Genomic DNA, 23,828 nt, shown 5'->3' on the forward strand with positions numbered 1-23,828 from the left:
CTGCATTAAAGCCGCTATTGCATCAGCGGCGTTTCGGCGCCTTCCAAGTGTATGCCCTGGATATCCGCCGCGCCCACCAGGTACCGCAGGTACTGTGCCACCGCCACCTGCCAGACCCGTTGATCCAGCTCAGCGCGGATGGCTTCGGCCACTGCCTCGTAGGGCAACTGGCGCCCTTCGATGCGCTGTTCGACCTCCACCAGATGAAAACCGTAGCGGCTTTCCAGGGGCTGGGCCGCCAGGCCGACCGGCAGGCGCAGCAACTGGCGCTCGAATTCGGGCACGGTCTGGCCCTGGCTGATCTGTCCCAGCGCCCCGCCCTGCCCCTTCGACGGGCAGGCCGAATGGGCCCGCGCCAGGTCGGCGAAACGGTGCGGTGCGCCGCGCAGCTCGGCCAGCAGCGCGTCGGCCTGTTCGCGGCCGGCGCTGCGCGCCTCGGCGTCGTCCGGCGGGCAAGCCAGCAGGATATGCCGGGCCATGACCAGCGGCGCGCTGGCGAAACGCGCGCGGTTGCGTTCGTAGTACTGCCGGCAGGTCGACTCGTCGGCCTGCGGCACCGGCACCTCGCGCTGCACCAGCTCGCGAGTCGCCGCCTCTTCCTCGCTCTCCCCGGCGACCGGCGCCACCGGGATGCCCAGCTCGGCGCTGCGCTGACGCAGCAGCTCGCGGATCACCAGCGCCTGGCAGGCGAGATAGAGCGCATCGTCGCGACTGGGCGCGGGATGGTACTGGATTTCCCGGGCCATCGCTTCGGGGGTGATGACCACACCGTTGACCCTGATGCGCGGCCATTCCTGGTCGCTGCTGGCGATCAGTTCGACCGGGGCGACCGCCTCGGGCATCTGCTGCACCACCGGCTCGGCGTGGGCCTGTCCGCCGCAGCCGCCGCCGCTTTCACTTCCACCACATCCGCATGCCATGTTCGTGTTCCTCGCTGGTTGGGGCTGGGCTGGGCCCGGCCATGGTGGACAGGTGAAGCGCTGTCCACCCTACATTCAGGCAATCAGGCCACCGGCTGGCCGGCCTTCTTCGGTGCCTTGGCCGGGGCGGCCTTGGCGGGGGCGCGGTAGCCGGCCGGGGCCTGCACCGGCGGCACGGCGCGGCCGCTGTGCTTGACGCGCACGATCTGGTAGCGCCGGCCCAGGTACCACACCGGGGCGCTGACGATGTGCACCAGGCGGGTGAAGGGGAACAGCACGAACAGCGTGACGCCGAGGAACACGTGCAGCTTGTAGACCAGCGACACCGGGGCGATGGCTTCGGCGGCGGCCACCGGCTGCAGGGTGACGATGCTCTGCGCCCAGGTGCCGAGCAGCACCATCACCGAACCGTCCAGGTGGCCGGTGGAGGCGACAATGGTGCCCAAGCCGAGCAGCAGTTGCGCCAGCAGCACGAACAGGATGGCGATATCCGAACGGCTGGAGGTGGCGCGCACCCGGGCATCGCCCAGGCGACGCTGGATCAGCATCACCAGGCCGATCAGGCAGAGGATGCCGAAGAAGCCGCCGGAGACCATGGCCACCAACTGCTTGTCGGCGCTGCTGATGAACGAGTGGTACAGGGCTTCCGGCATCAGCAGGCCGACGAAGTGGCCACACAGGATGAAGATGATCCCGATGTGGAACAGGTTGCTGGCCAGGCGCATGCCCTTGGGTTGCAGCATCTGGCTGGAGCCGGTTTTCCAGGTGTACTGGGCCAGGTCGAAGCGCGCCCAGCTGCCGATCAGGCAGATGGCCAGGGCGATGTAGGGGTAGACCCCGAACAGCAGGAAATTGAAGTTAGACATTTGCCGTCTCCCGGCCCGGCGCAGCGGGCCCCGTGTTGAAATCCACCCAGTGCAGCGGCACCGCGCCTTCCTCGCGGGCCTTGCCCGGCAGGCTCGCCTGCGACGGGCAGCGCTCCTGCTGCTCGGCCTGCAGGAAGTTCACCTGTTCCTCCTCCCAGACCTTGTCAAGGGCTTCCAGCGAGTCGTCGCGTTCCTCGCCGGCCACCTGCTCGCGCAACTCGGCCACGCTTTCCAGCGGCTGGCCGGCGATCTGCAGCAGGGCGCGGAAGCAGGCCGCGTAGGGGCTCTTGCGCTCGACCAGGCGCGCCGCCAGCAGGGCCAGCAGGTGCGCCACATCCGCCAGGCCCTCGCGGGCCTCCAGGTCCTCGCGGGTGGCGAGGAATTCCAGGTACAGCGGGATGTAGTCCGGCAGCTCGCGCACGCCGATGGCGAACCCGGCAGCCTCGTACTGGGCCATCAGGTCGACCATCGCCTGGCCGCGGTCGCGGGACTCGCCGTGCACGTGTTCGAACAGCAGCAGCGACAGCGCGCGGCCCTTGTCGAACAGCTCGCTGTAGCGCTCCTGCGCGTCCATCAGCTCGCCGCCGGTCAGTTCCTCGAGCAGCAGGCGCAGTTCGCCGCGCTGCTCGGGGCTGATCTCGCGGGCGCCGGAGATGGCTTTCGCCAGCTCCAGGTAGCCCTCGCGCAACGGCTCGGCGGGATAGTCGAGCAGCAGGGAAATCACCTTGAGAATCTGCATGGTCAGTCCTCCCACAGCTGCACGGTCTTGATGATGTCGCGCTGGTTGGCCTTCCTGGCGCCGAACATGTTGGTGTCCGAGGCGCCGCCGCAGCCGCTGCCGAAGCTGAAGCCGCAGCCGGAGCGCTCGCCGAACACGTCGCTCATGGCCTCCTCGCGGTGCGCGGAGGGAATCACGAAGCGGTCCTCGTAGTTGGCGATGGCCAGGTAGCGGTACATGTCGTCGGCCTGGTCGCGGCTCAGGCCGACCTGCTCCAGCACCTTGAGGTCGAGCACGCCGTCCACCTGCTCGGCGCGCTTGTAGGCACGCATGGCCAGCAGGCGCTTGAGGGCCAGCTTGACCGGCTTCTCGTCGCCGGCGGTGAGCAGGTTGGCCAGGTAGCGCACCGGGATGCGCAGGCTGTCCACGTCCGGCAGCACGCCGTCCATGCTCACGTGGCCGGCCTGGGCGGCGTTCTGGATCGGCGACAGCGGCGGCACGTACCAGACCATCGGCAGCGTGCGGTATTCCGGGTGCAGCGGCAGGGCCAGCTGCCAGTCCACCGCCAGCTTGTAGACCGGCGACTTCTGCGCCGCCTCGATCACCGACAGCGGTACGCCGTCCTTCAGCGCCTGCTCGATGACCGCCGGATCGTTGGGATCGAGGAACATTTCCAGCTGCCTGGGATACAGGTCCTGCTCGTTCGGCGTGCTGGCCACTTCGTGGATGCGGTCGGCGTCATACAGCAGCACGCCCAGGTAGCGGATGCGGCCCACGCAGGTTTCCGAGCAGATGGTCGGCATGCCGGCCTCGATGCGCGGGAAGCAGAAGATGCACTTCTCGGATTTGCCGCTCTTCCAGTTGTAATAGATCTTCTTGTACGGGCAGCCGCTGATGCACATGCGCCAGCCGCGGCACTTCTCCTGGTCGATGAGGACGATGCCGTCCTCCTCGCGCTTGTAGATCGCGCCGCTCGGGCAGGAGGCCGCGCACGCCGGGTTGAGGCAGTGCTCGCACAGACGCGGCAGGTACATCATGAAGGTGTTCTCGTACTCGCCGTAGATGTCCGCCTGGACCTTGTCGAAGTTCTTGTCCTTGCGGCGCTTGGCGAATTCGGTACCGAGGATTTCCTCCCAGTTGGGACCCCACTCGATCTTTTCCATGCGCTTGCCGGAGATCAGCGAGCGCGGCCGCGCCACCGGCTGGTGCTTGCCCAGCGGCGCGGTGTGCAGGTTCTGGTAGTCGAAATCGAACGGCTCGTAGTAGTCGTCGATGCTCGGCAGGTCCGGGTTGGCGAAGATGTTCGCCAGCACGCGGAACTTGCCGCCGATCCTCGGGTTGATCGAACCGTCGGGGTTACGCACCCAGCCGCCCTTCCACTTCTCCTGGTTTTCCCATTCCTTCGGGTAGCCGATGCCCGGCTTGGTCTCGACGTTGTTGAACCAGGCGTATTCCATGCCTTCACGGCTGGTCCAGACGTTCTTGCAGGTGATCGAGCAGGTGTGGCAGCCGATGCACTTGTCCAGGTTCAGGACCATTCCGACTTGTGAACGAATCTTCATGGCGTACTCCTCAAATGTCCTGCGGCAGCGGTTGCGGCAGGTCATCGCCATAGGGCGCGTCCAGCCAGTCGACCTTGTTCATCTTGCGCACCACGACGAACTCGTCGCGGTTGCAGCCCACGGTGCCGTAGTAGTTGAAGCCGTAGGCCTGCTGGGCGTAGCCGCCGATCATGTGGGTGGGCTTGAGCATCACGCGGGTCACCGAGTTGTGGTGGCCGCCGCGGGTGCCGGTGCTCTCGGCGCCGGGCACGTTCACGATGCGTTCCTGGGCGTGGTACATCATCACCATGCCTTCCTTGACGCGCTGGCTGACCACCGCGCGGGCGGTGAGCGCGCCGTTGGCGTTGAAGCACTCGATCCAGTCGTTGTCCTCGATGCCCACCTTCTTCGCGTCGATTTCGCTCATCCACACGATCGGGCCGCCGCGGCTGAGGGTCAGCATGATCAGGTTGTCGGTATAGGTGCTGTGGATGCCCCACTTCTGGTGCGGGGTGATCCAGTTCAGCGCGATCTCCGGATTGCCGTTGGGCTTCTTGCCCTGCACATAGCCGAGCGAGCGAGTGTTGATCGGCGGCTTGTAGCTCATCAACTGCTCGCCGAAGGCCTGCATCCACGGGTGGTCCTGGTAGAACTGCTGGCGGCCGGTGAGGGTGCGCCACGGGATGTACTCGTGGACGTTGGTGTAGCCGGCGTTGTAGCTGACGTGCTCGTCTTCCAGGCCCGACCAGGTGGGGCTGGAGATGATCTTGCGCGGCTGGGCCTGGATGTCGCGGAAGCGGATCGCCTCGTGCTCCTTGGGCAGCGCCAGGTGGCTGTGGTCGCGGCCGGTGAATTCCGACAGCGCTTCCCAGGCCTTCACGGCGACGTGGCCGTTGGTTTCCGGCGCCAGGGAGAGGATCACCTCGGCGGCGTCGATGGCGGTTTCGATCTTCGGCCGGCCCTGGCTGACGCCCTCCTCGCGCACCCGGTAGTTCAGCTCGCCGAGGAATTTCACTTCGTCCTCGGTGTTCCAGCTGATGCCCTTGCCGCCGTTGCCCAGACTCTCGAGCAGCGGGCCGAGGGCGGTGAACTTCTTGTAGGTGGACGGGTAGTCGCGCTCGACCACGGCGATGTTCGGCGCGTTCTTGCCGGGCACCGGCGCCTCGCCGGCGGTCTTCCAGTCGGTGCCGCCGAACGGCTGGGCCAGCTCGCCGGGGGTATCGTGCAGCAGCGGCACGGTCACCACGTCGCGCTCGACGCCCAGGTGCCCTTCGGCCATGGCCGAGAACGCCTTGGCGATGCCCTTGTAGATTTCCCAGTCGGACTTCGCCTCCCAGGCCGGGTCGATGGCCGCGGACAGCGGGTGGATGAAGGGGTGCATGTCCGAGGTGTTCATGTCGTCCTTCTCGTACCAGGTGGCGGTCGGCAGGACGATGTCGGAGTACACGCAGGTGGAGGACATGCGGAAGTCCAGCGTGGTGACCAGGTCGAGCTTGCCGATGGCGCCCTCGTCCACCCACTCGGCCTCGGTCGGCTTGAAGCCGTCGGCGCGCTTGCCCAGGTCCTCGTTCATCACGCCGTTGGTGGTGCCCAGCAGGTACTTGAGCATGTACTCGTGGCCCTTGCCGGAGGAGCCCAGCAGGTTGGAGCGCCAGATGAACATGTTGCGCGGGAAGTTTTCCGGGCTGTCCGGCTGTTCGCAGGCGAAGCGCAGGCTGCCGTCCTGCAGGCCCTTGACCACGTAGTCCCTCGGTTCCATGCCGGCGGCGTGCGCGTCACGGGCGATCTGCAGCGGGTTGCGGTTGAGCTGCGGCGCGCTGGGCAGCCAGCCGGCGCGCTCGGCGCGGATGTTGTAGTCGAGCATGTGCTCGGGGTACTGGCTCTTGTCGGCCAGCGGCGAGAGCACCTCGTGGATGCTCATCTTCTCGTGGCGCCACTGGGAGCTGTGGTTGTAGAAGAAGCTGGTGCCGTTCATCTGCCGCGACGGGCGATGCCAGTCGAGGCCGAAGGCCAGCGGCAGCCAGCCGCACTGCGGACGCAGCTTCTCCTGGCCGACGTAGTGGGCCCAGCCGCCACCGGTCTGGCCGACGCACCCGCAGAGCATGAGCATGTTGATCAGCCCGCGGTAGTTCATGTCCATGTGGTACCAGTGGTTCATCGCCGCGCCGACGATGATCATGGAACGCCCGTGGGTCTTGTCGGCGTTGTCGGCGAATTCGCGGGCCACCTGGATGGCCTTCTCGCGGGACACACCGGTGATCTGCTCCTGCCAGGCCGGGGTGCCGGGCACGTTGACGTCGTTGTAGTCCACGGCCACGTTGGCGCCGCCCAGGCCACGGTCTATCCCTAAGTTGGCGGCCATCAGGTCGAACACGGTGGCGACCTTGACGCTGCGGCCGTCGGCCAGTTTCAGGCTGCGCACCGGCACGCGGCGGAACTGCACGGCGTCGCCGGCGACGTTCGGGAAGAAGTCGTGCTGCTGCGCGCCGAAGTACGGGAAGCCCACCTCGGCCGCCTCGCCGCCGTCGATCTGGCTGAGGGTCAGGTCGGTTTCGCGGCCGTCCTTGCCCTCGCGGGCCTCGATGTTCCACTTGCCCTTCTCGCCCCAGCGGTAGCCGATGGAACCCTGCGGCGAGACCAGCTCGCCGGACGCGTCGACTGCGACGGTCTTCCACTCGGGGTTGTTGTCCTGGCCCAGCGCGTTGTCCAGATCGGAGGCGCGCAGGAAGCGCTCGGCGCGGTAGCCGCCTTCGATGTCATCGAGCAGCACCAGCATCGGCAGGTCGGTGTAGCGCTTGGCGTAGTCGCGGAAGTAGGCGCTCGGCTGGTCGAGGTGGAATTCCTTGAAGATCACGTGGGCGAAGGCCTGGGCCAGCGCCGCGTCGGTGCCCTGCTTGGGGTTCAGCCATAGGTCGGTGAGCTTGGCGACCTCGGCGTAATCCGGGGTGACGGCCACGGTCTTGGTGCCCTTGTAGCGCACCTCGGTGAAGAAGTGCGCGTCCGGGGTCCGCGTCTGCGGGACGTTGGAACCCCAGGCGATGATGTAGTTGGAGTTGTACCAGTCGGCCGACTCCGGCACGTCGGTCTGCTCGCCCCACACCTGCGGCGAGGCCGGCGGCAGGTCGCAGTACCAGTCGTAGAAGGACAGGCACACGCCGCCGATCAGCGACAGGTAACGGCTACCGGCCGCGTAGGAAACCATCGACATGGCCGGGATCGGCGAGAAGCCGACCACGCGGTCCGGGCCGTACTGTTTGACGGTGTAGACGTTGGCGGCGGCGATGATCTCGTTGACTTCGTTCCAGCTGGAGCGCACGAAGCCGCCCAGGCCGCGCTTGCTCTTGTAGGACTCGGCCTTGGCCTGGTCCTCGACGATGCTCGCCCAGGCCTCCACCGGTTCCATGTGGCGACGCGCCTCGCGCCACAGCTTGAGCAGCGGCTTGCGCACCTTCGGGTATTTCAGGCGGTTGGCGCTGTAGATGTACCAGCTGTAGCTGGCGCCACGCGGGCAGCCGCGCGGTTCGTGGTTGGGCAGGTCGTTGCGAGTGCGCGGGTAGTCGGTCTGCTGGGTTTCCCAGGTGACCAGGCCGTTCTTCACGTAGACCTTCCAGCTGCACGAGCCGGTGCAGTTCACCCCGTGGGTAGAGCGCACGATCTTGTCGTACTGCCAGCGGTTGCGATAGACGTTTTCCCAGTCGCGGGACTCCTGGCGGGTTTCGCCGTGTCCGTTGGCGAACTCGCCCTGCTTGCGCTTGAAGAAGCGCATCTGGTCAAGAAGATGACTCATGTCGTTGTTTCCTCTCAGGCTGGGCGCCGGAGCGCCCTGTCATGAACTAAACGGGTTGCTCTAGCAGGGGCGTTCCGCGCCACGGCGCGCGTACCACCACCAGGTCACGGCGATGCAGCTCAGGTAGTAGGCGATGAATAGGTACAGGGCGGCCTCGGCGCTGCCGGTCATGGCCAGCGAGGTTCCGAACGCCTTGGGGATGAAGAAGCCGCCGAAGGCGCCGATGGCGGCGCTGAAGCCGATCACTGCGGCCGATTCGATGCTGGCGTTCTTGTTGACCTGCTCCTCGGTGGCCTGGCCACGCTGGCGGCGTGCCTCCCACTCGCCACGGAAGATCGCCGGGATCATGCAGAAGGTGGAGCCGTTGCCGATGCCGGCGAAGAAGAACAGCAGGATGAAGGCGGCCAGGAAGCCCCAGAAGTTGCCTTCGCTGCCTTCACCCGGCAGGAAGGCCATGACCACAAACACGAAGCCGGCCATTAGCGCGTAGTTCCACAGGGTGATGCGCGCGCCGCCGAACTTGTCGGCCAGCATGCCGCCCAGGGTGCGGCTCAGGGCGCCGACCAGCGGGCCGAGGAAGGCGAACTGCAGCGGGTTGATGTCCGGGAACTGGGTCTTGCTGAGCATGGCGAAGCCGGCGGAGAAGCCGATGAAGCTGCCGAAGGTGCCCACGTACAGCCAGCACATCAGCCAGTTGTGCTTGCGCCGGAAGATCACCGCCTGGGTCTTCACGGAGGCCTTGGCGTCGGCGATGTCGTGCATGCCGAACCAGGCGGCCAGGGACACCGCGGCAATGAACGGCACCCAGATCAGGCCGGCGTTCTGCAGCCACAGCTGACCGCCGTCGCTCAGTTGCTGCGGCTCGCCGCCGAAGCTGCCGAACAGCCCGCCGAGCACCGCCAGCGGCACGGCAAACTGCATCACCGACACGCCCAGGTTGCCCAGGCCGGCGTTCAGGCCCAGGGCGGTGCCCTGGCGCGCCTTGGGGAAGAAGAAGCTGATGTTGGACATGCTCGACGAGAAGTTGCCGCCGCCGAAGCCGCACAGCAGGGCGATGATCACGAACACGCTGTAGGGCGTGTCCGGGTTCTGCACCGCGACGCTCATCCACAGGCAGGGAATCAGCAGCGAGGCGGTGCTCAGCGCCGTCCAGCGCCGACCGCCGAAGATCGGCACCATGAACGAGTAGAAGATGCGCAGCGTGGCGCCGGACACCGAGGGCAGCGCGGCGAGCAGGAACAGCTGGTCGGTGCTGAAGCTGAAGCCAACGCTGTTCAGGCGCACGGTGACGGTGCTCCACACCATCCACACGGCGAAGGCCAGCAGCAGCGCGGGAATCGAGATCCACAGGTTGCGGGTGGCGATCTTCTGGCCCACCGCGTTCCAGAACACCGGGTCTTCGGGTCGCCAGTCACGCAGCACCGGGCCCTGGGGAATACCCAGGCCGGCGACGGATTTTTCAAGGACGCTCATCGTCATTCTCCTTGGGCAAGGGCGCTGACCCGGCCCATGAGGGGGGTTTTGCGGATTTCGCTGAAGTACATCCAGATCAGGGAGACCCAGACCACGCCGTACAGCAGCATGAAGGCGGAGGAGCGCACGCCGGTGAGGTCCACCAGGGCGCCGAACAGAATGGGCAGGATGAAGCCGCCGAGGCCGCCGGCCAGGCCGACGATGCCGGAGATGGCACCCATGTTCTGCGGGTAGTCATCGGCGATGTACTTGAACACCGAGGCCTTGCCGAATGCCCAGGCGATGCCGATGACGAACATCAGTGCGGTGAACACCCAGGCGTTGAGACCGATGTGGAAGGTCTTCGGGCCGTTCACCGTCTGGATGGTGAAATCGGTCTGCGGGTAGGAAAGCAGGAACAGGCACACCCAGCTCACCCACAGCACCCACCAGGTCACGCTCTGCGCGCCCCACTTGTCCGACATCCAGCCGCCGACGGCGCGCAGCACGCCGCCGGGCAGCGAGAAGCAGGCGGCCAGCAGCGCGGCGGTCTGCAGGCTGAAGCCGTATTCCTGCACGTAGTACTTGGTCATCCACAGCGCCAGCGCCACGTAACCGCCGAACACGATCGAGTAGTACTGGCAGTAGCGCCACACGGCCGGGTCCTTGAGCGCCGCCAGTTGCTCGCGCAGCGACACGCTGCTGGCCACCCGGTGGGCCTTGTTGTCGCTGGTGAGGAACCAGAACAGCAGCGCGGTGATGAACAGGATCGCCGAGAACACCTGCGGCACCAGCTGCCAGCTGCCCCAGGCGATCAGCGCCGGGGCGAGGAACTTGGTCAGCGCCGAGCCGGCATTGCCGGCGCCGAAGATGCCCATGGCCAGACCCTGGTTGTCCTTGTCGAACCACTTGGCGACATAGGCGATGCCCACCGAGAAGGAGCCGCCGGCCAGGCCGACGAACAGGCCCAGCACCAGGAACTGCCAGTAGGCGGTGGCCTCGGCGATCAAGTAGATGGGTAGCACGCAGGCCAGCATCAGCAGGAAGAACACCACGCGCCCGCCGAAGCGGTCGGTGAGCATGCCCAGCGGCAGACGCACCAGCGAGCCGGTGAGCACCGGCGTGGCGGCCAGCAGGCCGAACTGGGTTTCGTTGAGCTGGAGCAGTTCCTTGATCGGCACGCCGAGCACCGCGAACATCATCCAGACCATGAAGCAGACGGTAAACGCCAGGGTGCTCATACTCAGCACCAGGGCTTGCTGTACCTTCGCACGACTCATAATCCACCTCGCCGAGGCTCCTTGTGTGGGTGCCATCTTGGGCGCGGCGGCCTGGCCAACCTTGACGAAAATCATGGTGGCCGTGGGGGTGGCACTCCTAGGATCGGCCGGCTTACCCCGAAAGAGGTAACCCCGTTTTCTTCGGAAAATGCCTTGTTTTTCAATGACTTGCTTTTACGCTTCGGTTCATTCCGGGTGCCACGCCGGCACCGTGAACTCTTTGGAGGTAGCTGTGGCAAAACGCTGGTGGAACGGCTCGCTGCCGGCCCGGGCCGGGGTCGCGGTGTCGCTGATCGTGATCTTCGCGCTGGCCAGCGCCCTCAGCTCGGGGCTGATCGCCAAGCTCAGCGAAGGCGATGCCGCGGCCATCAATACCGCCGGCTCGCTGCGCATGGCCATCTACCGCATGACCTGGAAGCTGGAGGCCGAGCACAGCCCGGAGCAGGTGCGCCAGCTGGCCACGCAGTTCGAGGAACGCCTGGCCAGCCCGGCGCTGACCCTGGAGCTGAAGAGCAATGCCGATCTGCATGACGCCTACCTGGCGCTGCAGCAACGCTGGCGGGAGGAACTCAAGCCGGCGCTGCTGAGCGGAGACTTCGACGACTTCCCGCCACGCGCGGAAAACTTCGTCGAGCAGTTGAATGCCTTCGTGCTGCTGCTGCAGAAGCGCAGCGAGGCCAAGCAGGGCTGGGTGCAGACCATCCAGGGCCTGGCGCTGTTCGTCACCGTGGTGGTGCTGATGGTCGGCATCTACCAGCTGCAGGGCACGGTGCTGGCGCCGCTGCAGGAACTGGTCGCCGCCAACGAGCGCTTCCGCTCCGGCGATCTCGGGGTACGGGTGAAGTACGACGCCGAGGACGAGCTCGGCCAGGTAGCCGCCAGCTTCAACGCCATGGCCGAGGCCATCGAGCGCTCGCACCAGACCCTGGAGCGCCGGGTGGCCGAGGAAACCGCCAACCTGGCGCAGGCCAACGCCGCCCTGCAGCTGCTCTACCAGAGCAGCCGCCGGCTGGCCAGCGGTGCCGCCGACGCCAATGCCCTGGGCAGCCTGCTGGAGGACTTCCGCAGCCGCTTGCCCGGTCTGCAGCTGTCGCTGTGCCTGCACGGCGAGCCCGGCCAGCCGGCCGAGCAGCTGGTGGCGCTGCACAGCGACCGCGTGCGGGAGATCTGCGCACCGGAGGACTGCGCCCTGTGCACCCTGCGCGGCAGCCCCAACCTGCTGTCCTGCCCGGTGGTCAACCAAGGCAGCGAGCTGGGCGAGCTGCGCGCCAGCTTCGCCGGCCGGCCGGCGCGGGACTGGGAAGCGGAACTGATCCAGGCGCTGGCCAACCTGATCGGCACCGCGCTGTCGCTGGAACGCCAGCGCGAGCAGGAACATCGCCTGCTGCTGTTCGAGGAACGCGCGGTGATCGCCCGCGAGCTGCATGATTCGCTGGCCCAGGCGCTGTCCTACATGAAGCTGCAGGTCAGCCGCCTGCAGACACTGATGCGCCGGGGCGAACCCATGGAGCGTCTGGAGGCGGTCAGCGAGGAGATCCGCGAGGGCCTGAACTCGGCGTACCGCCAGCTGCGTGAGCTGCTTACCACCTTCCGCCTGTCCATCCAGGAGGGCGGCCTGGAACAGGCGCTGCAGGACACCACCCGGGAATTCGCCGAGCGGGGTGACTTCCAGGTGCGCTTGCAGGTTCAGCCGCTGGCCTTCACCCTGTCGGCCAGCGAGCAGATCCACGTGCTGCAGGTGGCCCGCGAGGCGCTGTCCAACTGTGCGCGGCATGCCGGCGCAGACCAGGTGACGGTCGCCCTGCGCCAGGATGGCGAGCAGGTGGAGCTGCTGATCGAAGACAACGGCCGCGGCCTGTCCGGCGAGTACGACCAGCGCCAGCACCATGGCCTGACCATCATGCAGGAACGTGCCCGCAGCCTGGGCGGCAGCCTGGCCATCGGCCCCGGCGAACCGCGCGGTACCCGGGTGCAACTGCGCTTCCGCCCGGTGTTCCTGAGCCTGATTCCCCACGAGAGACTGACATGACCTACCGCCTGCTGCTGGTCGACGACCACCCGATGATGCGCCGCGGCATTCGCCAGTTGCTGGAACTGGAGGACGACCTGCAGGTGGTCGGCGAAGCGGGCAACGGTCAGGAGGCCCTGGACTCGCTGGCCGAGCTCCAGCCGGACCTGATCCTGCTGGACAACAACATGCCGCAGATGAACGGCGTGGAGACGCTGAAGAAGATCCGCGAGCGCGGTTTCACCGGCAAGGTGCTGCTGTTCACCGTCTCCGACGCCGAGGAGGACGTGCGCGACGCCATGCGCTTCGGCGCCGATGGCTACCTGCTCAAGGACATGGAGCCCGAACAGCTGATCGACCAGTTGCACCGCGTGCTACAGGGGCAGATGGCGATCAGCCCGGCCCTGACCAGCGTGCTGGCCCAGGCGCTGCGCAGCCCCCAGGGACCGAGCCAGGCCGACCTCACCGACCGCGAGCGCCAGGTACTGAAGATGATCGCCGCCGGCCTGAGCAACAAGATGATCGGCAACAAGCTGGGCATCACCGAGGGCACGGTGAAGGTGCACGTGAAGAACCTGCTGCACAAACTCGGCCTGCGCGGCCGGGTGGAAGCGGCAGTGTGGGCGCTGGAGCATCTGCGCTAGCGCCCCCCACCCCGCACCATCGCGTCGGCATGGCGTGCCTGCGGCACGCACGGTGGATCGGTGGAGCGCGATCCACCCTACGATCTGCGCCGGGCTGTCGGGACCGGTAGGGTGGACAACGTTTTCCTTGTCCACCAACGCGCCGGCATGGCGCGCCTATGGCACGCACGGTGGATCGATAACGCGCAAGCCACCCTACGGTTCGTAGCGAAAGGTCTCGTCCAGCTGCGCCGGGCTGTCCACGGTGACCTCCAGGTCCTTCACCCGTCCGTCGTCCAGCCCGTAGATCCAGCCGTGCACGGCCAGCGGCTGGCCGCGCAGCCAGGCGCCCTGCACGATCGGCGTGTGGCAGACGTTGCGCACCTGACGCTGCACGTTCAGCTCGCAGAGCAGGTTCACCGCCTGCTCCTCGTCCAGCCCGGCGAAACGTTCCAGGTTCTGGTGGTAGAGCGCCTTGATCGCGCGCAGCCAGTTGTCGATCAGTTGTCCCAGGGCGGCGTGTCCGAGGGCGGCGCGCACGCCGCCGCAGCCGTAGTGGCCGCAGACGATGATCTCGCGCACCCGCAGCACATCGACGGCGTACTGCAGCACCGACAGCAGGTTCATGTCGGTGGCCACCACCATGTTGGCGACGTTGCGGTGCACGAACAGTTCACCGGGCAGCAGCCCGACCACCTCGTTGGCCGGCACGCGGCTGTCCGAACAGCCGATCCAGAGAAACTCCGGCCGCTGCTGGCGGGCCAGCCGGGCGAAGAACTCGGGGTCGCGGGCGCGCAGCGTGGCCGACCAGTGGCGGTTGTTGTCCAGCAGTTGGTGAATGTCCATGGGCCTACTCCCGAAAGAATCGCGGCCTGATTAGCACGCGTCCGGCGGGCCGCCGTTGTCGTTGGTCAAGGTCGCCCGGTCGATGCCCCTCGGCTAAATCCGAGCAAACTGATCAAGATCAAGCGGATTCGCGCACCGGAGCGGCGACACTAGGTCGCACCCACTGGCCATGCCCCTTTGGAGGTAGTGCCACGGGGGAATGGTCGCCTCGCCAACGCCTCCCTAGCATGGGCTCGGCCCATCCGGTCGTATGGCATGGCGCCATTTGGCACGGCTTCACGACCGACGCCGAAACGGGAACCGATCCTAGAGGTGCGCATGCTGACCGACACGGAAATACTCACCACGCTCCGCCATCATCCGCTGTTCGAAGGGCTGGCGGAGGGACCGTTCCAGGAAGTCTGCCGGCTGGCCATCCAGCGCCGGCTGGACGCTGGCGAATGCCTGCTGCATCAGGGCGAGCCGGCCGAGCGCTTCTACGTGCTGGTGCAGGGCCAGATGAAGCTGACCCGCGTGTTGATGGAAGGCCAGGAAAAGCTGGTGGAGATCATCCAGCCCGGACAGAGCTTCGGCGAGACGCTGATGTTCAGCGGCCAGGAGTGCAACCCGTTCAGCGCCAGCGCCCTGAAGACCAGCTCGCTGGTGAGCCTGGACAGCCTGCACTACCGACGCCTGCTGGAAGCACAGCCGCAGTTGTGCCTGAACCTGCTGGGGCGTTTCAGCCAGCGCATGCAGCAGTTCCTCGACGAGATCGACACCCTGGCGATGGCCAACGCCAGCCAGCGGGTGGCGCGCTACCTCAACCAGGAACTGCAGGACGGCGCCAACCTGGTGCAGCTGCACGTGCCCAAGCGCCTGATCGCCTCGCAGCTGGGCATCCAGCCGGAGACCTTCTCGCGCATCCTGCACCGCCTGATGGACGCCGGCATCATCGCCATGGAACGCCGCAGCATCCGCGTGCTGGACACGCCCGCCCTGACCGGTTTCATTCAGTAGCTCGCCAGCAGGAGGCGCGTCATGCCCGATCCCAAGCTCCCCCTGGTCTACTCCTGCTCCGGCTGTTCCAACGTTGCGCAGCTGGCCAACACCCTGGCAGTGCGCCTGGACCGTGGCGGCCTGGCGGAAATGTCCTGCATCGCCGGGGTGGGCGGCCGGGTCGCCTCGCTGGTCAGCAAGGCCAACTCGCAGCGACCGATCCTGGCCATCGATGGCTGCCAGCTGCAGTGTGTGCGCGCCTGCCTGGAGCAGCACGGCGTGACCGCCAACGTGCACGTGGTGCTCAGCTCCTACGGCCTGAAGAAGCGCCACCACGAGGACTTTTCCAGCGAACAGGCCGACGAGCTGCTGGAGGAGATGCGCCAGATCATCGCCAGCGACCGCATGCGCCCCACCCCGCCGCCACCGGAGCCGAAACCGAAACTGCGCGTGGTGAAGTGAGTCAGCCGCGCACCTCGAAGGCCGGGAATAGGTTTTCCAGCCGCTGACGCAGCGCTGGCCAATCGGCCGGCGCGAGGCTCGGGCCCAGCCTGGCGTCCAGCATCCGCGCGCTGCGCACCGGCTGCAGCACGAAGCGCTGGACACCGCATTCGGCCAACCGGCAGGCCAGAGCCCAGAGGCGCTCGGCGTCCAGCAGTTGCCAGTGCAAGGTGGTGCGGCATTCGTAGGCGACGCCGCTGTCCAGCAGCCGTTCCAGGCTCTGCCAGTTGGCGCGGTCGCTGTCCGCCACCCCGGTGATCGTCTGCCCATGCCCGGGCGGCGCCTTGACGTCGAAGCCCACCCAGTCCACCTGCGATAGCACCCGGGCGAAGCGTTGCGGCTTGATGCCGGCGCTGTGCAGGCCGACCTTGAAGCCCAGCTCGCGCACCTGGGCCATGGCGGCGGCCAGCGCCGCCTGCTGGGTCGGCTCGCCGCCGCTGAACACCACCGCCTGCAGCAGGCCAACGCGCCGCTCCAGGAAGGCCAGCAGGTCCGCCCAGGCCAGTGACGTGTCGCCGCGCGCCGGGATCAGCTGCGGGTTGTGGCAGTAGCGGCAGCGCCAACCGCAGCCCTGGCAGAACAGCACGCAGGCCAGGTGGTCGGGGAAATCGAGGGTGGTCAGGGGGACCAGCCCCCCGACCCTGAGCGTGGTGCTCACGCGGAGCGACCGTTGGCCGCCGACTCGGTGAAGTGGCGGCGCTCACGGTGTTCGGACTGCTTGCCGGGATTGAAGGCCGCCACCGGACGGTGGTAGCCCATCACCCGGGTCCAGACTTCGCAGCGCTGGCGTTGTTCCTGGGGAAGTTGCGTACTCATGGAGATCTCCTTGGGTTGGGGGAAGTCGATTCAGGCGCAGCACGCCTGCTTGCGCAGCAGTGCCTCGTCACAGCGCGGGCAGAACTCGTGCTCGCCGGCCAGGTAGCCGTGCACCGGGCAGATCGAGAAGGTCGGCGTGACGGTCAGGTACGGCAGGCGAAAGCGGCTCAGCGCGGTGCGCACCAGCTGCTTGCAGGCCTCGGCGGAGGAAATCCGCTCGGCCATGTACAGGTGCAGCACGGTGCCGCCGGTGTACTTGCACTGCAGCGCGTCCTGCAGCTCCAGCGCCTCGAAGGGGTCATCGGTGAAGCCCACCGGTAGCTGCGAGGAGTTGGTGTAGTACGGCGCCTCGACGCTGCCGGCCTGGAGGATGTCCGGGTAGCGCTTGCGGTCTTCCCGGGCGAACCGGTAGGTGGTGCCCTCGGCGGGCGTGGCCTCCAGGTTGTAGAGGTGGCCGCTGTCTGCCTGGAACTGCACCAGACGCCCGCGCACGTGGTCGAGCAGGCGCAGCGCCAGTTGCCGGCCAGCCTCGGTATGCAGGCCTTCGCGGTCGCCGGTGAAATTGCGCAGCATCTCGTGCAGGCCGTTCACGCCGATGGTGGAGAAGTGATTGCGCAGGGTGCCCAGGTAGCGCTTCGTGTAGGGGTACAGGCCGTTGTCCATGTGCTGCTGGATGACCTTGCGCTTGACCTCCAGGCTCTCGTAGGCAAGGTCAAGCAGCAGGTCGAGCTGGCGATACAGGCCCGGCTCGTCGCCCCGGAACAGATAGCCCAGGCGCGCGCAGTTGATCGTCACCACGCCCAGCGAGCCGGTCTGCTCGGCCGAGCCGAACAGCCCGCCGCCGCGCTTGAGCAGCTCGCGCACGTCCAGCTGCAGGCGGCAGCACATGGAGCGCACCTGGTTGGGCTGCATGTCCGAGTTGAGGAAGTTCTGGAAGTACGGCAGGCCGTAGCGCGCGGTCATGTCGAACAGGCGCGTGGCGTTGTCGCTGTCCCAGGGGAAGTCGTGGGTGATGTTGTAGGTCGGGATCGGGAAGGTGAACACCCGGCCCAGGCCGTCGCCGGCCATCATCACCTCGATGTAGGCGCGGTTGATCAGCGCCATCTCGGCCTGCAGCTCGCCGTAGGCAAAGGGCATTTCCTCGCCGCCGATGCAGGGGATCTGCTCGCGCAGGTCCTCGGGACACACCCAGTCGAAGGTCAGGTTGGTGAACGGCGTCTGGGTGCCCCAGCGCGACGGCACGTTCAGATTGTGGATGAACTCCTGGATGGCCTGGCGCACCTGTTCGTAGCCCAGGCGGTCCTTGCGCACGAAGGGCGCCAGGTAGGTATCGAAGCTGCTGAACGCCTGGGCGCCGGCCCATTCGTTTTGCAGGGTGCCGAGGAAGTTGACCATCTGCCCCAGGGCGCTGGACAGGTGTTTCGGCGGCCCCGCCTCGACCCGGCCAGGCACGCCGTTGAAGCCCTCGTTGAGCAGCGTGCGCAGCGACCAGCCGGCGCAGTAGCCGGCCAGCATGTCGAGGTCGTGGATGTGCAGGTCGCCCTCGCGGTGCGCCGCGCCGATGGCCGGGCTGTACACCTCGTCCAGCCAGTAGTTGGCGGTGACCTTGCCGGACACGTTGAGGATCAGCCCGCCCAGCGAGTAGCCCTGGTTGGCGTTGGCGCGCACCCGCCAGTCCTCGCGCGACAGGTATTCGTTCATCGAGGCGGCCACGTCGACCAGCGCCTTGCGGTCACGGCGCAAGCGGCCGTGGCGGGCCCGATGCAGGATGAAGGCCTTGGCGCTGGCGTAGTGGCCGGCCTCCATCAGCGCCTGCTCGGCGAGGTCCTGCACCGCCTCCAGCTCCACCGCACCCGTCGCCGGCAGGCGCGCCACCACGCCCTGCGCCAACTGCGCCGCCTGCCGATCGTCGAACTCGCCACTGGCCCGCCCCGCGGCGGCAATGGCCAGGCGGATACGCTCGCCGTCGAACGGCACGCGCTCGCCGCTGCGCCTGATCACCCTGTCCGGCATCTGCTCCTCACTCCTACATATAGATTCAACGAAAACTCAAAACACAACATGTTGTGCTGAATCTAGTGGCGAAGCACAAGAATGCCATTGACCTCGATCAACTTCAGACCGGCGGAGGCGGACCTGGTGCACAAGAAGCAAGCTCTGCATCGGGCGGCCAAGCGGCCGACCGCACCCAGAAGCTCGCGATGAATTCGCTCCCACAGGGTTTGCGCGGGGCCGTTCTTCTGTAGAAGCGGACTTGTCCGCGAGCTTTTTGGCGGCCGGCTAGGTGCGGCCGGCTAGGTGCGGCCGCGCCCATAAGCTCGCGAATGAATTCGCTCCCACGGGTTTGTGCGAGGCCGTTGTTCCGTGGGAGCGGACTTGTCCGCGAACTTTTCGCTCACCCGAGCAGGGAGCTGAACGGCAGGTATTCCACCGCCTCGCCGATGTCCAGGGTGCGGCCGCAGTCGACCACTGCCAGGCCGTCGGCCCAGCTGGCGGAGGTCAGCATCGCCGAGCCCTGGCGCGGGTGCTGCACCACCTGCAAGGCTCCGTCGCGTGATTCCAGCCGCGCGCGCAGGTACTGGCGACGGCCGTTGGCCTTGCGCCAGGCAAAACCGGCGGGCAGGCGCAGCGGTTGCGGCAGCACCTCGACGCAACCCTGGGCGCGCAGCAGGAACGGCCGCGCCACCACCAGCGCGGTGATCAGCGCCGCCGCCGGGTTGCCCGGCAAGCCGAGCCAGGGTGTGCCTTGCACGCTGCCGAAGGCCAGCGGCTTGCCGGGCTGGATGGCCAGCCGCCACAGGTGCAGCTCGCCCAGCTCGGTCACCGCCTGCTTGAGATGATCCTCCTCGCCCACCGAGACGCCGCCGGAGCTGACCAGCACATCGTGCTCGGCCGCCGCGCGGGCCAGGGCGTCGCGGGTCAGCGCCAGGTCGTCGGGCATCACCGGCAGGTCGTTGACCTCGCACCCGAGGCTGCGCAGTACGCCCAGCAGGCTGTAGCGGTTGGCGTTGTACAGCTGGCCCGGCTGCAGCGCCTCGCCCGGCTCGCGCAGCTCGTCGCCGCTACTCAGCACGGCGACGCGCAGGCGCCGGTACACCTTCACCCGCGCCAGCCCGAAGCTGGCCAGCAGGCCCAGCTCCTGGGCGCGCAGCTTCTTGCCCTGTTCCAATACCGGAGCGCCGGCGAGCAGCTCCTCGCCCCGCCGGCGCACGTTTTCGCCGCCCTGCAACGGCGGGAAGCAGACCCGTTCGCCCTCGATGCGACAGGCTTCCTGGGCCACCACGGTATCGGCGCCGGGCGGCAGGGGCGCGCCGGTGAAGATGCGCACCGCGTGCCCCGCCGGCAGCGGTTGCCGCGCGGTATCGCCGGCGGCGATGCGTCCGGCCAGCGGCAGCGCGCCGCCCTCGGCCGGCAGGTCGGCGACGCGCAGCGCGTAGCCGTCCATGGCGCTGTTATCCCAGGCCGGCACATCGAAGGGCGCGCTCAGGGTTTCGGCCAGCACGCGGCCGAGCGCATCGCGTAGCGCGATTTCCTCCACCGCCGGCGGCGCCGGGACGCGTTCGAGCAGCGCGGCGATGGCTTCATCGACCGGGCGCAGGCCGTGACTGTCACAGCCGCAGGCACTCATGAGCGGCTCCCGCAGCAACTGGCGGGCTGCTCATCGAGGCGCTTGAGGTGCGGCACGAAATTGCAGGGCCGGGTGCGCGCATCCAGCTGGCCGAGCAGGATCTTCTCCCACGCCGTGCGACAGGCGTTCGGCGAGCCCGGCAGACAGCACACCAGGGTGCCGTTGCTGATCCCTGCCAGGGCGCGGGACTGGATGGTGGAGGTGCCGATGTCGGCCAGCGAGACCTGGCGAAACAGCTCACCGAAGCCGTCGACGCTCTTGTCCAGCAAGGGTGCGACCGCTTGCGGGGTGTTGTCACGGGCGGTGAAGCCGGTGCCCCCGGTGATCAACACCACCTGCACGGCGGGGTCGGCGATCCAGGCGCAGAGTCGGGCGCGGATCTGCCAGATGTCGTCGCGTACCAGCGCGCGGTCGGCCAACTGGTGCCCGGCGCCTTGCAGGCCGTCGATCAGGGTGTGTCCGGAGGTATCGGTGTCCAGATTACGGGTGTCGCTGACCGTCAGCACGGCGATGCGCAGAGGCTGAAAGTCGGCACTGGAAAGATGGGCCATGGCAGTCTCCTGAAGATTCAATGAGCAGACTGCACGCAAGGCGACACGGCGCCCATTCCCCGATGGAGGTACGCCGCGAGCGCAGAAGGCGAAAACAAAAAAAGCGACCCTGAGGTCGCTTTTTCTGTGTGGCAAGGGCTTCAGTCTGACCCTTGCTCGAATATGGCGCAGCGGACGGGACTCGAACCCGCGACCCCCGGCGTGACAGGCCGGTATTCTAACCGACTGAACTACCGCTGCGCGTTACCTCGAGTGGTGGGTGGTGACGGGATCGAACCGCCGACCCTCTGCTTGTAAGGCAGATGCTCTCCCGGCTGAGCTAACCACCCATTTGCTCTCGAAGTGGGGCGCATTCTAGAGAGGCCCGAACCGCTTGGCAACCCCCCCTTTGAAAAATTTTTTCAGAGGTTCCAACGACTTAGGAAAATCCGGCTGTTTCATCCGATTGCGCGACATTCGCCAGCCCCGGGGTTGGCCTGTTTCCGGCGCAGGGGGAATAATGCGCCCCTTTGCGCCTTCAGGAGACTGCCCCCGCCATGTGGTTCCGCAACCTGCTCGTCTATCGCCTGTCCCCGGATTACCGCTTCGATGCCGAGGCCCTGGAAACCGCACTGGCCGGAAAGCCCGCCCGTCCCTGCGCCAGCCAGGAACTGGCCACCTACGGCTTCATTCCGCCCTGCGGCAATGGCCCGGACGCGCCGCTGGCGCATGTCAGCCAGGGCTTCTACCTGGTGGCGGCACGCAAGGAAGAACGCATCCTGCCGGGCAGCGTGGTGCGCGATGCGCTGAAGGAGAAGATCGAGGAGATCGAGGCCGAGCAGATGCGCAAGGTGTACAAGAAGGAACGCGAGCAGTTGAAGGACGAGATCGTGCAGGCCTTCCTGCCGCGCGCCTTCATCCGCAAGTCTAAGACCTTCGCGGCCATTGCCCCGGCCCAGGGCCTGATCCTCGTGGACAGCTCCAGCGCCAAGCGCGCCGAGGACCTGCTGTCCACCCTGCGCGAAGTGCTGGGCTCGCTGCCGGTGCGCCCGGTCAACGTCAAGCAGGCGCCTATCGCCACCTTTACCGGCTGGGTGAAGAACAACGCCGCCAGCCACGGCCTGCAGCTGCGCGACGAATGCGAGCTGCGTGATCCGCACGAGGACGGCGGCATCATCCAGTGCAAGCGCCAGGACCTGGCCAGCGAAGAAGTACAGAACCACCTCGCCGCCGGCAAGCTGGCCACCAAGCTGAGCCTGGCCTGGGAGGACAAGCTGTCCTTCGTGCTGGACGACAAGCTGGTCATCAAGCGTCTGCGCTTCGAGGACCTGCTGCAGGAGCAGGCCGAGCAGGACGGCGGCGAGGACGACCAGGGCCAGTTCGACGCCAGCTTCACCCTGATGATGCTGACCCTCAACGACTTCCTGCCGCAGCTGTTCGAGGCGCTCGGCGGCGAGGACATCGCGCAGGCGGTCTGATCGCTTTCTTTACCACCCGCAACCGCCACGCTGCCCTTACCCCGGGCGCGTGGCGGCCAGCCCGGGCCCTGCCGGCGCCACCCGCGCCGCCCAGTCCCGGCCGGCCACTTTCCGCCATGCCGGGAAGCGCGCGGGCCTTCCCTTAGTACGAACCAAGGAAACACCCCATGCGTGCATTGGCCGCTCTCAGCCGCTTCGCCGGCAATACCTTCGCCCTCTGGGTTCTGCTGTTCGCCGTTCTGGCCTTCTACCTGCCCTCCGTGTTCCTGCCGATCGCCAAGGGCGGCTGGATCGTGCCGCTGCTCGGCCTGGTGATGTTCGGCATGGGCCTGACCCTGAAAACCGCCGACTTCGCCGAGGTGGCGCGCCGTCCGCTGCGGGTGCTGATCGGCGTGCTGGCCCAGTTCATCATCATGCCGGCGCTGGCCTGGCTGCTCTGCCAGGCACTCGGCCTGCCGGCGGAGATCGCCGTGGGCGTGATCCTGGTGGGCTGCTGCCCAGGCGGCACCGCCTCCAACGTCATCACCTGGTTCGCCCGGGGCGACGTGGCGCTGTCGGTGGCAATCACCTCGGTGAGCACCCTGCTCGCCCCGCTGGTCACCCCGGCACTGATCTGGCTGCTCGCCTCGGCCTGGCTGCCGGTGGATTTCGCCGCCATGTTCTGGTCCATCGTGCAGGTGGTGATCCTGCCCATCGTGCTCGGCCTGCTCGCCCAGCGCCTGCTCGGCGCGCGGGTGCAGGCGGCGGTGGAGGTGCTGCCGCTGGTGTCGGTGGTGGCCATCGTCGCCATCGTCGCCGGCGTGGTGGCGGCCAGCCAGGCGAAGATCGCCGAGTCCGGCCTGCTGATCATGGCGGTGGTGGTGCTGCACAACGGCCTGGGCCTGGCGCTCGGCTACCTCGCCGGCCGGCTGTTCGGCCTGCCGCTGGCGCAGCGCAAGACGCTGTCCATCGAGGTGGGCATGCAGAACTCCGGCCTCGGCGCTGCGCTGGCCAGCGCGCACTTCACCCCGCTTGCGGCGGTGCCCAGCGCGCTGTTCAGCGTCTGGCACAACCTGTCCGGCCCGCTGCTGGCCACCGTCTACCGGCGTATGCAGGATCGCAGCGCGGACGACTTGCCCACCCGGCCCTGATGTGCAGAATAGGCGCCTGGCGGGGACGACCCCGCCAGCGCTGCCTCCTCCCCAAGGACGCAACGCCCTGCCTGCGGGGACGACCCCATTAACCCTGGAGTACGCCCCATGTCCTGGCTCATTCTTTTCTTTGCCGGCCTGTTCGAAATCGCCTGGGCCATCGGCCTGAAGTACAGCGACGGCTTTACCCGCCTGATCCCCTCGGCCCTGACCCTGGCGGCCATGGTCATCAGTGTCGTGCTGCTCGGCTGGGCCATGAAGGGCCTGCCGCTGGGTACCGCCTACGCGGTATGGACCGGCATCGGCGCGGTGGGCACGGTGATCGCTGGCATCTTCCTGTTCGGCGAATCCGTGGCGCCGCTGCGGCTGATCAGCGTGGCGCTGGTGGTGGCGGGACTGATCGGGCTGAAGCTGAGCAATTAGACACCCGCGCCCCACGCAACTGGGTGGGAGATTCTATGTTGCCCTGCAAGCGCTTTTAGGCAGTTCGAGGGATGTAATCCTCCCGCTTCTTCATCAGGGCAAAGGCGATCCTGGCCAGCTTGCGGGCCAGGATCACCAGCGCCTGGGTCTTCCTCAGGCCACGCGCCTGATACTGCTCGTACAACTGCTTCCAGTGGCCCTTGCGCCTGGCTCTTATACACATCTGACCACGCCGCACACATCAATACGTCTAGTACCTCTCTGGACACGCTCAGCGACAGAAACAACCAACAACGTCCTATTCCG

The 23,828-nt window shown here is 67.2% G+C and carries 19 protein-coding genes, 2 tRNA genes and 1 pseudogene; 7 read left to right on the forward strand and 15 right to left on the reverse strand.

Going from position 1 to position 23,828, the window contains the following annotated elements; translation table 11 throughout:
- Window positions 1–14 precede the first annotated feature (14 nt).
- The 7 genes from SF06_RS15325 to SF06_RS15355 all read right to left on the reverse strand — a co-directional run bounded on the left by SF06_RS15325 (window position 15) and on the right by SF06_RS15355 (window position 10,564).
- Window positions 15–920, reverse strand: coding sequence for a peptidylprolyl isomerase (locus SF06_RS15325; protein ID WP_039562465.1), 906 nt, complete (start codon window positions 918–920; stop codon window positions 15–17).
- A gap of 83 nt (window positions 921–1,003) precedes the next feature.
- Window positions 1,004–1,786 (reverse strand): respiratory nitrate reductase subunit gamma, encoded by a 783-nt coding sequence (gene narI / locus SF06_RS15330; protein ID WP_039562468.1) that lies wholly within the window; start codon window positions 1,784–1,786, stop codon window positions 1,004–1,006.
- Window positions 1,779–2,525, reverse strand: coding sequence for a nitrate reductase molybdenum cofactor assembly chaperone (gene narJ / locus SF06_RS15335; protein WP_027591815.1), 747 nt, complete (start codon window positions 2,523–2,525; stop codon window positions 1,779–1,781). The genes narI and narJ overlap by 8 nt, the downstream gene beginning before the upstream one ends.
- Before the next feature lie 2 nt (window positions 2,526–2,527).
- Entirely contained in the window at window positions 2,528–4,066 is a 1,539-nt protein-coding gene (narH, locus tag SF06_RS15340; protein WP_039562470.1) for a nitrate reductase subunit beta, read from the reverse strand.
- A 10-nt stretch (window positions 4,067–4,076) separates the two neighbouring features.
- Window positions 4,077–7,832, reverse strand: coding sequence for a nitrate reductase subunit alpha (locus SF06_RS15345; RefSeq protein WP_039562471.1), 3,756 nt, complete (start codon window positions 7,830–7,832; stop codon window positions 4,077–4,079).
- A 60-nt stretch (window positions 7,833–7,892) separates the two neighbouring features.
- The gene (locus SF06_RS15350) at window positions 7,893–9,305 is read right to left on the reverse strand and encodes a NarK family nitrate/nitrite MFS transporter (protein ID WP_039562472.1); all 1,413 of its coding nucleotides are present in this window, start codon (window positions 9,303–9,305) and stop codon (window positions 7,893–7,895) included.
- 2 nt (window positions 9,306–9,307) lie between these two features.
- On the reverse strand, window positions 9,308–10,564 hold the full coding sequence (locus tag SF06_RS15355) for an MFS transporter (protein ID WP_039562473.1): 1,257 nt from the start codon (window positions 10,562–10,564) through the stop codon (window positions 9,308–9,310).
- 232 nt (window positions 10,565–10,796) lie between these two features.
- On the opposite strand from SF06_RS15355, the gene SF06_RS15360 reads away from it, so the two are divergent.
- A complete protein-coding gene (locus SF06_RS15360; RefSeq protein ID WP_027591112.1) occupies window positions 10,797–12,593 on the forward strand; it encodes a type IV pili methyl-accepting chemotaxis transducer N-terminal domain-containing protein in 1,797 nt (598 codons plus the stop codon).
- Window positions 12,590–13,216: a two-component system response regulator NarL gene (gene narL / locus SF06_RS15365; RefSeq protein WP_027591111.1), complete on the forward strand. Its 627-nt coding sequence runs from the start codon at window positions 12,590–12,592 to the stop codon at window positions 13,214–13,216. The genes SF06_RS15360 and narL overlap by 4 nt, the downstream gene beginning before the upstream one ends.
- A 195-nt stretch (window positions 13,217–13,411) precedes the next feature.
- On the opposite strand, the gene can is transcribed toward narL, so the two are convergent.
- Window positions 13,412–14,041, reverse strand: a complete 630-nt coding sequence (gene can, locus SF06_RS15370; RefSeq protein WP_027591110.1) for a carbonate dehydratase — start codon at window positions 14,039–14,041, stop codon at window positions 13,412–13,414.
- 318 nt (window positions 14,042–14,359) lie between these two features.
- Here can and SF06_RS15375 point away from each other — a divergent pair, with 318 nt between their 5' ends.
- Together SF06_RS15375 and SF06_RS15380 are read left to right on the forward strand one after the other, a co-directional pair.
- Complete coding sequence (locus SF06_RS15375; protein WP_039562474.1) at window positions 14,360–15,037, forward strand: Crp/Fnr family transcriptional regulator; 678 nt, start codon at window positions 14,360–14,362, stop codon at window positions 15,035–15,037.
- A gap of 21 nt (window positions 15,038–15,058) precedes the next feature.
- Window positions 15,059–15,478 carry a putative zinc-binding protein gene (locus SF06_RS15380; RefSeq protein ID WP_027591108.1) on the forward strand — a complete coding sequence of 140 codons (420 nt, stop codon included), beginning with the start codon at window positions 15,059–15,061 and terminating at the stop codon, window positions 15,476–15,478.
- Between the two features lies 1 nt (window position 15,479).
- Here the strand turns inward: SF06_RS15380 and SF06_RS15385 are convergent, their stop codons facing one another.
- The 6 genes and pseudogenes from SF06_RS15385 to SF06_RS15415 all read right to left on the reverse strand — a co-directional run bounded on the left by SF06_RS15385 (window position 15,480) and on the right by SF06_RS15415 (window position 20,841).
- Window positions 15,480–16,175, reverse strand: coding sequence for an anaerobic ribonucleoside-triphosphate reductase activating protein (locus SF06_RS15385; protein ID WP_027591107.1), 696 nt, complete (start codon window positions 16,173–16,175; stop codon window positions 15,480–15,482).
- A pseudogene (locus SF06_RS15395) lies at window positions 16,172–18,346 on the reverse strand (ribonucleoside triphosphate reductase). Before SF06_RS15395 ends, SF06_RS15385 begins: the two are co-directional and overlap by 4 nt.
- A gap of 382 nt (window positions 18,347–18,728) precedes the next feature.
- A complete protein-coding gene (locus SF06_RS15400) occupies window positions 18,729–19,961 on the reverse strand; it encodes a molybdopterin molybdotransferase MoeA (protein ID WP_039562478.1) in 1,233 nt (410 codons plus the stop codon).
- Window positions 19,958–20,512: a molybdenum cofactor biosynthesis protein B gene (gene moaB / locus SF06_RS15405; protein ID WP_027591935.1), complete on the reverse strand. Its 555-nt coding sequence runs from the start codon at window positions 20,510–20,512 to the stop codon at window positions 19,958–19,960. The genes SF06_RS15400 and moaB overlap by 4 nt, the downstream gene beginning before the upstream one ends.
- A 163-nt stretch (window positions 20,513–20,675) precedes the next feature.
- Window positions 20,676–20,752, reverse strand: a tRNA-Asp gene (locus SF06_RS15410).
- Between the two features lie 13 nt (window positions 20,753–20,765).
- Window positions 20,766–20,841: transfer RNA gene (locus tag SF06_RS15415), tRNA-Val, on the reverse strand.
- 207 nt (window positions 20,842–21,048) lie between these two features.
- Here SF06_RS15415 and rdgC point away from each other — a divergent pair.
- From rdgC to sugE, 3 genes are all read left to right on the forward strand, one after another.
- Window positions 21,049–21,969: a recombination-associated protein RdgC gene (gene rdgC / locus SF06_RS15420; RefSeq protein WP_039562480.1), complete on the forward strand. Its 921-nt coding sequence runs from the start codon at window positions 21,049–21,051 to the stop codon at window positions 21,967–21,969.
- A gap of 167 nt (window positions 21,970–22,136) precedes the next feature.
- On the forward strand, window positions 22,137–23,099 hold the full coding sequence (locus tag SF06_RS15425; protein WP_039562481.1) for a bile acid:sodium symporter family protein: 963 nt from the start codon (window positions 22,137–22,139) through the stop codon (window positions 23,097–23,099).
- Window positions 23,100–23,207: 108 nt separating this feature from the next.
- A complete protein-coding gene (sugE, locus tag SF06_RS15430; RefSeq protein WP_027591690.1) occupies window positions 23,208–23,522 on the forward strand; it encodes a quaternary ammonium compound efflux SMR transporter SugE in 315 nt (104 codons plus the stop codon).
- Between the two features lie 55 nt (window positions 23,523–23,577).
- Here sugE and SF06_RS18385 read toward each other — a convergent pair whose 3' ends face one another.
- Window positions 23,578–23,745, reverse strand: coding sequence for a hypothetical protein (locus tag SF06_RS18385; protein ID WP_437123625.1), 168 nt, complete (start codon window positions 23,743–23,745; stop codon window positions 23,578–23,580).
- Window positions 23,746–23,828 lie beyond the last annotated feature (83 nt).

This window comes from Pseudomonas flexibilis, from assembly GCF_000802425.1.
GTDB lineage: Bacteria > Pseudomonadota > Gammaproteobacteria > Pseudomonadales > Pseudomonadaceae > Serpens > Serpens flexibilis.

Bases quoted from the DNA above. Each gene is read 5' to 3' on its own strand.
- narI (WP_039562468.1), bottom strand. From the start codon at position 1,786: ATGTCTAACTTCAATTTCCTGCTGTTCGGGGTCTACCCCTACATCGCC.
- narL (WP_027591111.1), top strand. From the start codon at position 12,590: ATGACCTACCGCCTGCTGCTGGTCGACGACCACCCGATGATGCGCCGC.
- rdgC (WP_039562480.1), top strand. From the start codon at position 21,049: ATGTGGTTCCGCAACCTGCTCGTCTATCGCCTGTCCCCGGATTACCGC.
- SF06_RS15380 (WP_027591108.1), top strand. From the start codon at position 15,059: ATGCCCGATCCCAAGCTCCCCCTGGTCTACTCCTGCTCCGGCTGTTCC.
- SF06_RS15345 (WP_039562471.1), bottom strand. From the start codon at position 7,832: ATGAGTCATCTTCTTGACCAGATGCGCTTCTTCAAGCGCAAGCAGGGC.
- moaB (WP_027591935.1), bottom strand. From the start codon at position 20,512: ATGGCCCATCTTTCCAGTGCCGACTTTCAGCCTCTGCGCATCGCCGTG.
- SF06_RS15400 (WP_039562478.1), bottom strand. From the start codon at position 19,961: ATGAGTGCCTGCGGCTGTGACAGTCACGGCCTGCGCCCGGTCGATGAA.
- narH (WP_039562470.1), bottom strand. From the start codon at position 4,066: ATGAAGATTCGTTCACAAGTCGGAATGGTCCTGAACCTGGACAAGTGC.
- narJ (WP_027591815.1), bottom strand. From the start codon at position 2,525: ATGCAGATTCTCAAGGTGATTTCCCTGCTGCTCGACTATCCCGCCGAG.
- SF06_RS15375 (WP_039562474.1), top strand. From the start codon at position 14,360: ATGCTGACCGACACGGAAATACTCACCACGCTCCGCCATCATCCGCTG.
- SF06_RS15355 (WP_039562473.1), bottom strand. From the start codon at position 10,564: ATGAGTCGTGCGAAGGTACAGCAAGCCCTGGTGCTGAGTATGAGCACC.
- SF06_RS15325 (WP_039562465.1), bottom strand. From the start codon at position 920: ATGGCATGCGGATGTGGTGGAAGTGAAAGCGGCGGCGGCTGCGGCGGA.
- SF06_RS15425 (WP_039562481.1), top strand. From the start codon at position 22,137: ATGCGTGCATTGGCCGCTCTCAGCCGCTTCGCCGGCAATACCTTCGCC.
- SF06_RS15350 (WP_039562472.1), bottom strand. From the start codon at position 9,305: ATGAGCGTCCTTGAAAAATCCGTCGCCGGCCTGGGTATTCCCCAGGGC.
- sugE (WP_027591690.1), top strand. From the start codon at position 23,208: ATGTCCTGGCTCATTCTTTTCTTTGCCGGCCTGTTCGAAATCGCCTGG.
- can (WP_027591110.1), bottom strand. From the start codon at position 14,041: ATGGACATTCACCAACTGCTGGACAACAACCGCCACTGGTCGGCCACG.
- SF06_RS18385 (WP_437123625.1), bottom strand. From the start codon at position 23,745: ATGTGTATAAGAGCCAGGCGCAAGGGCCACTGGAAGCAGTTGTACGAG.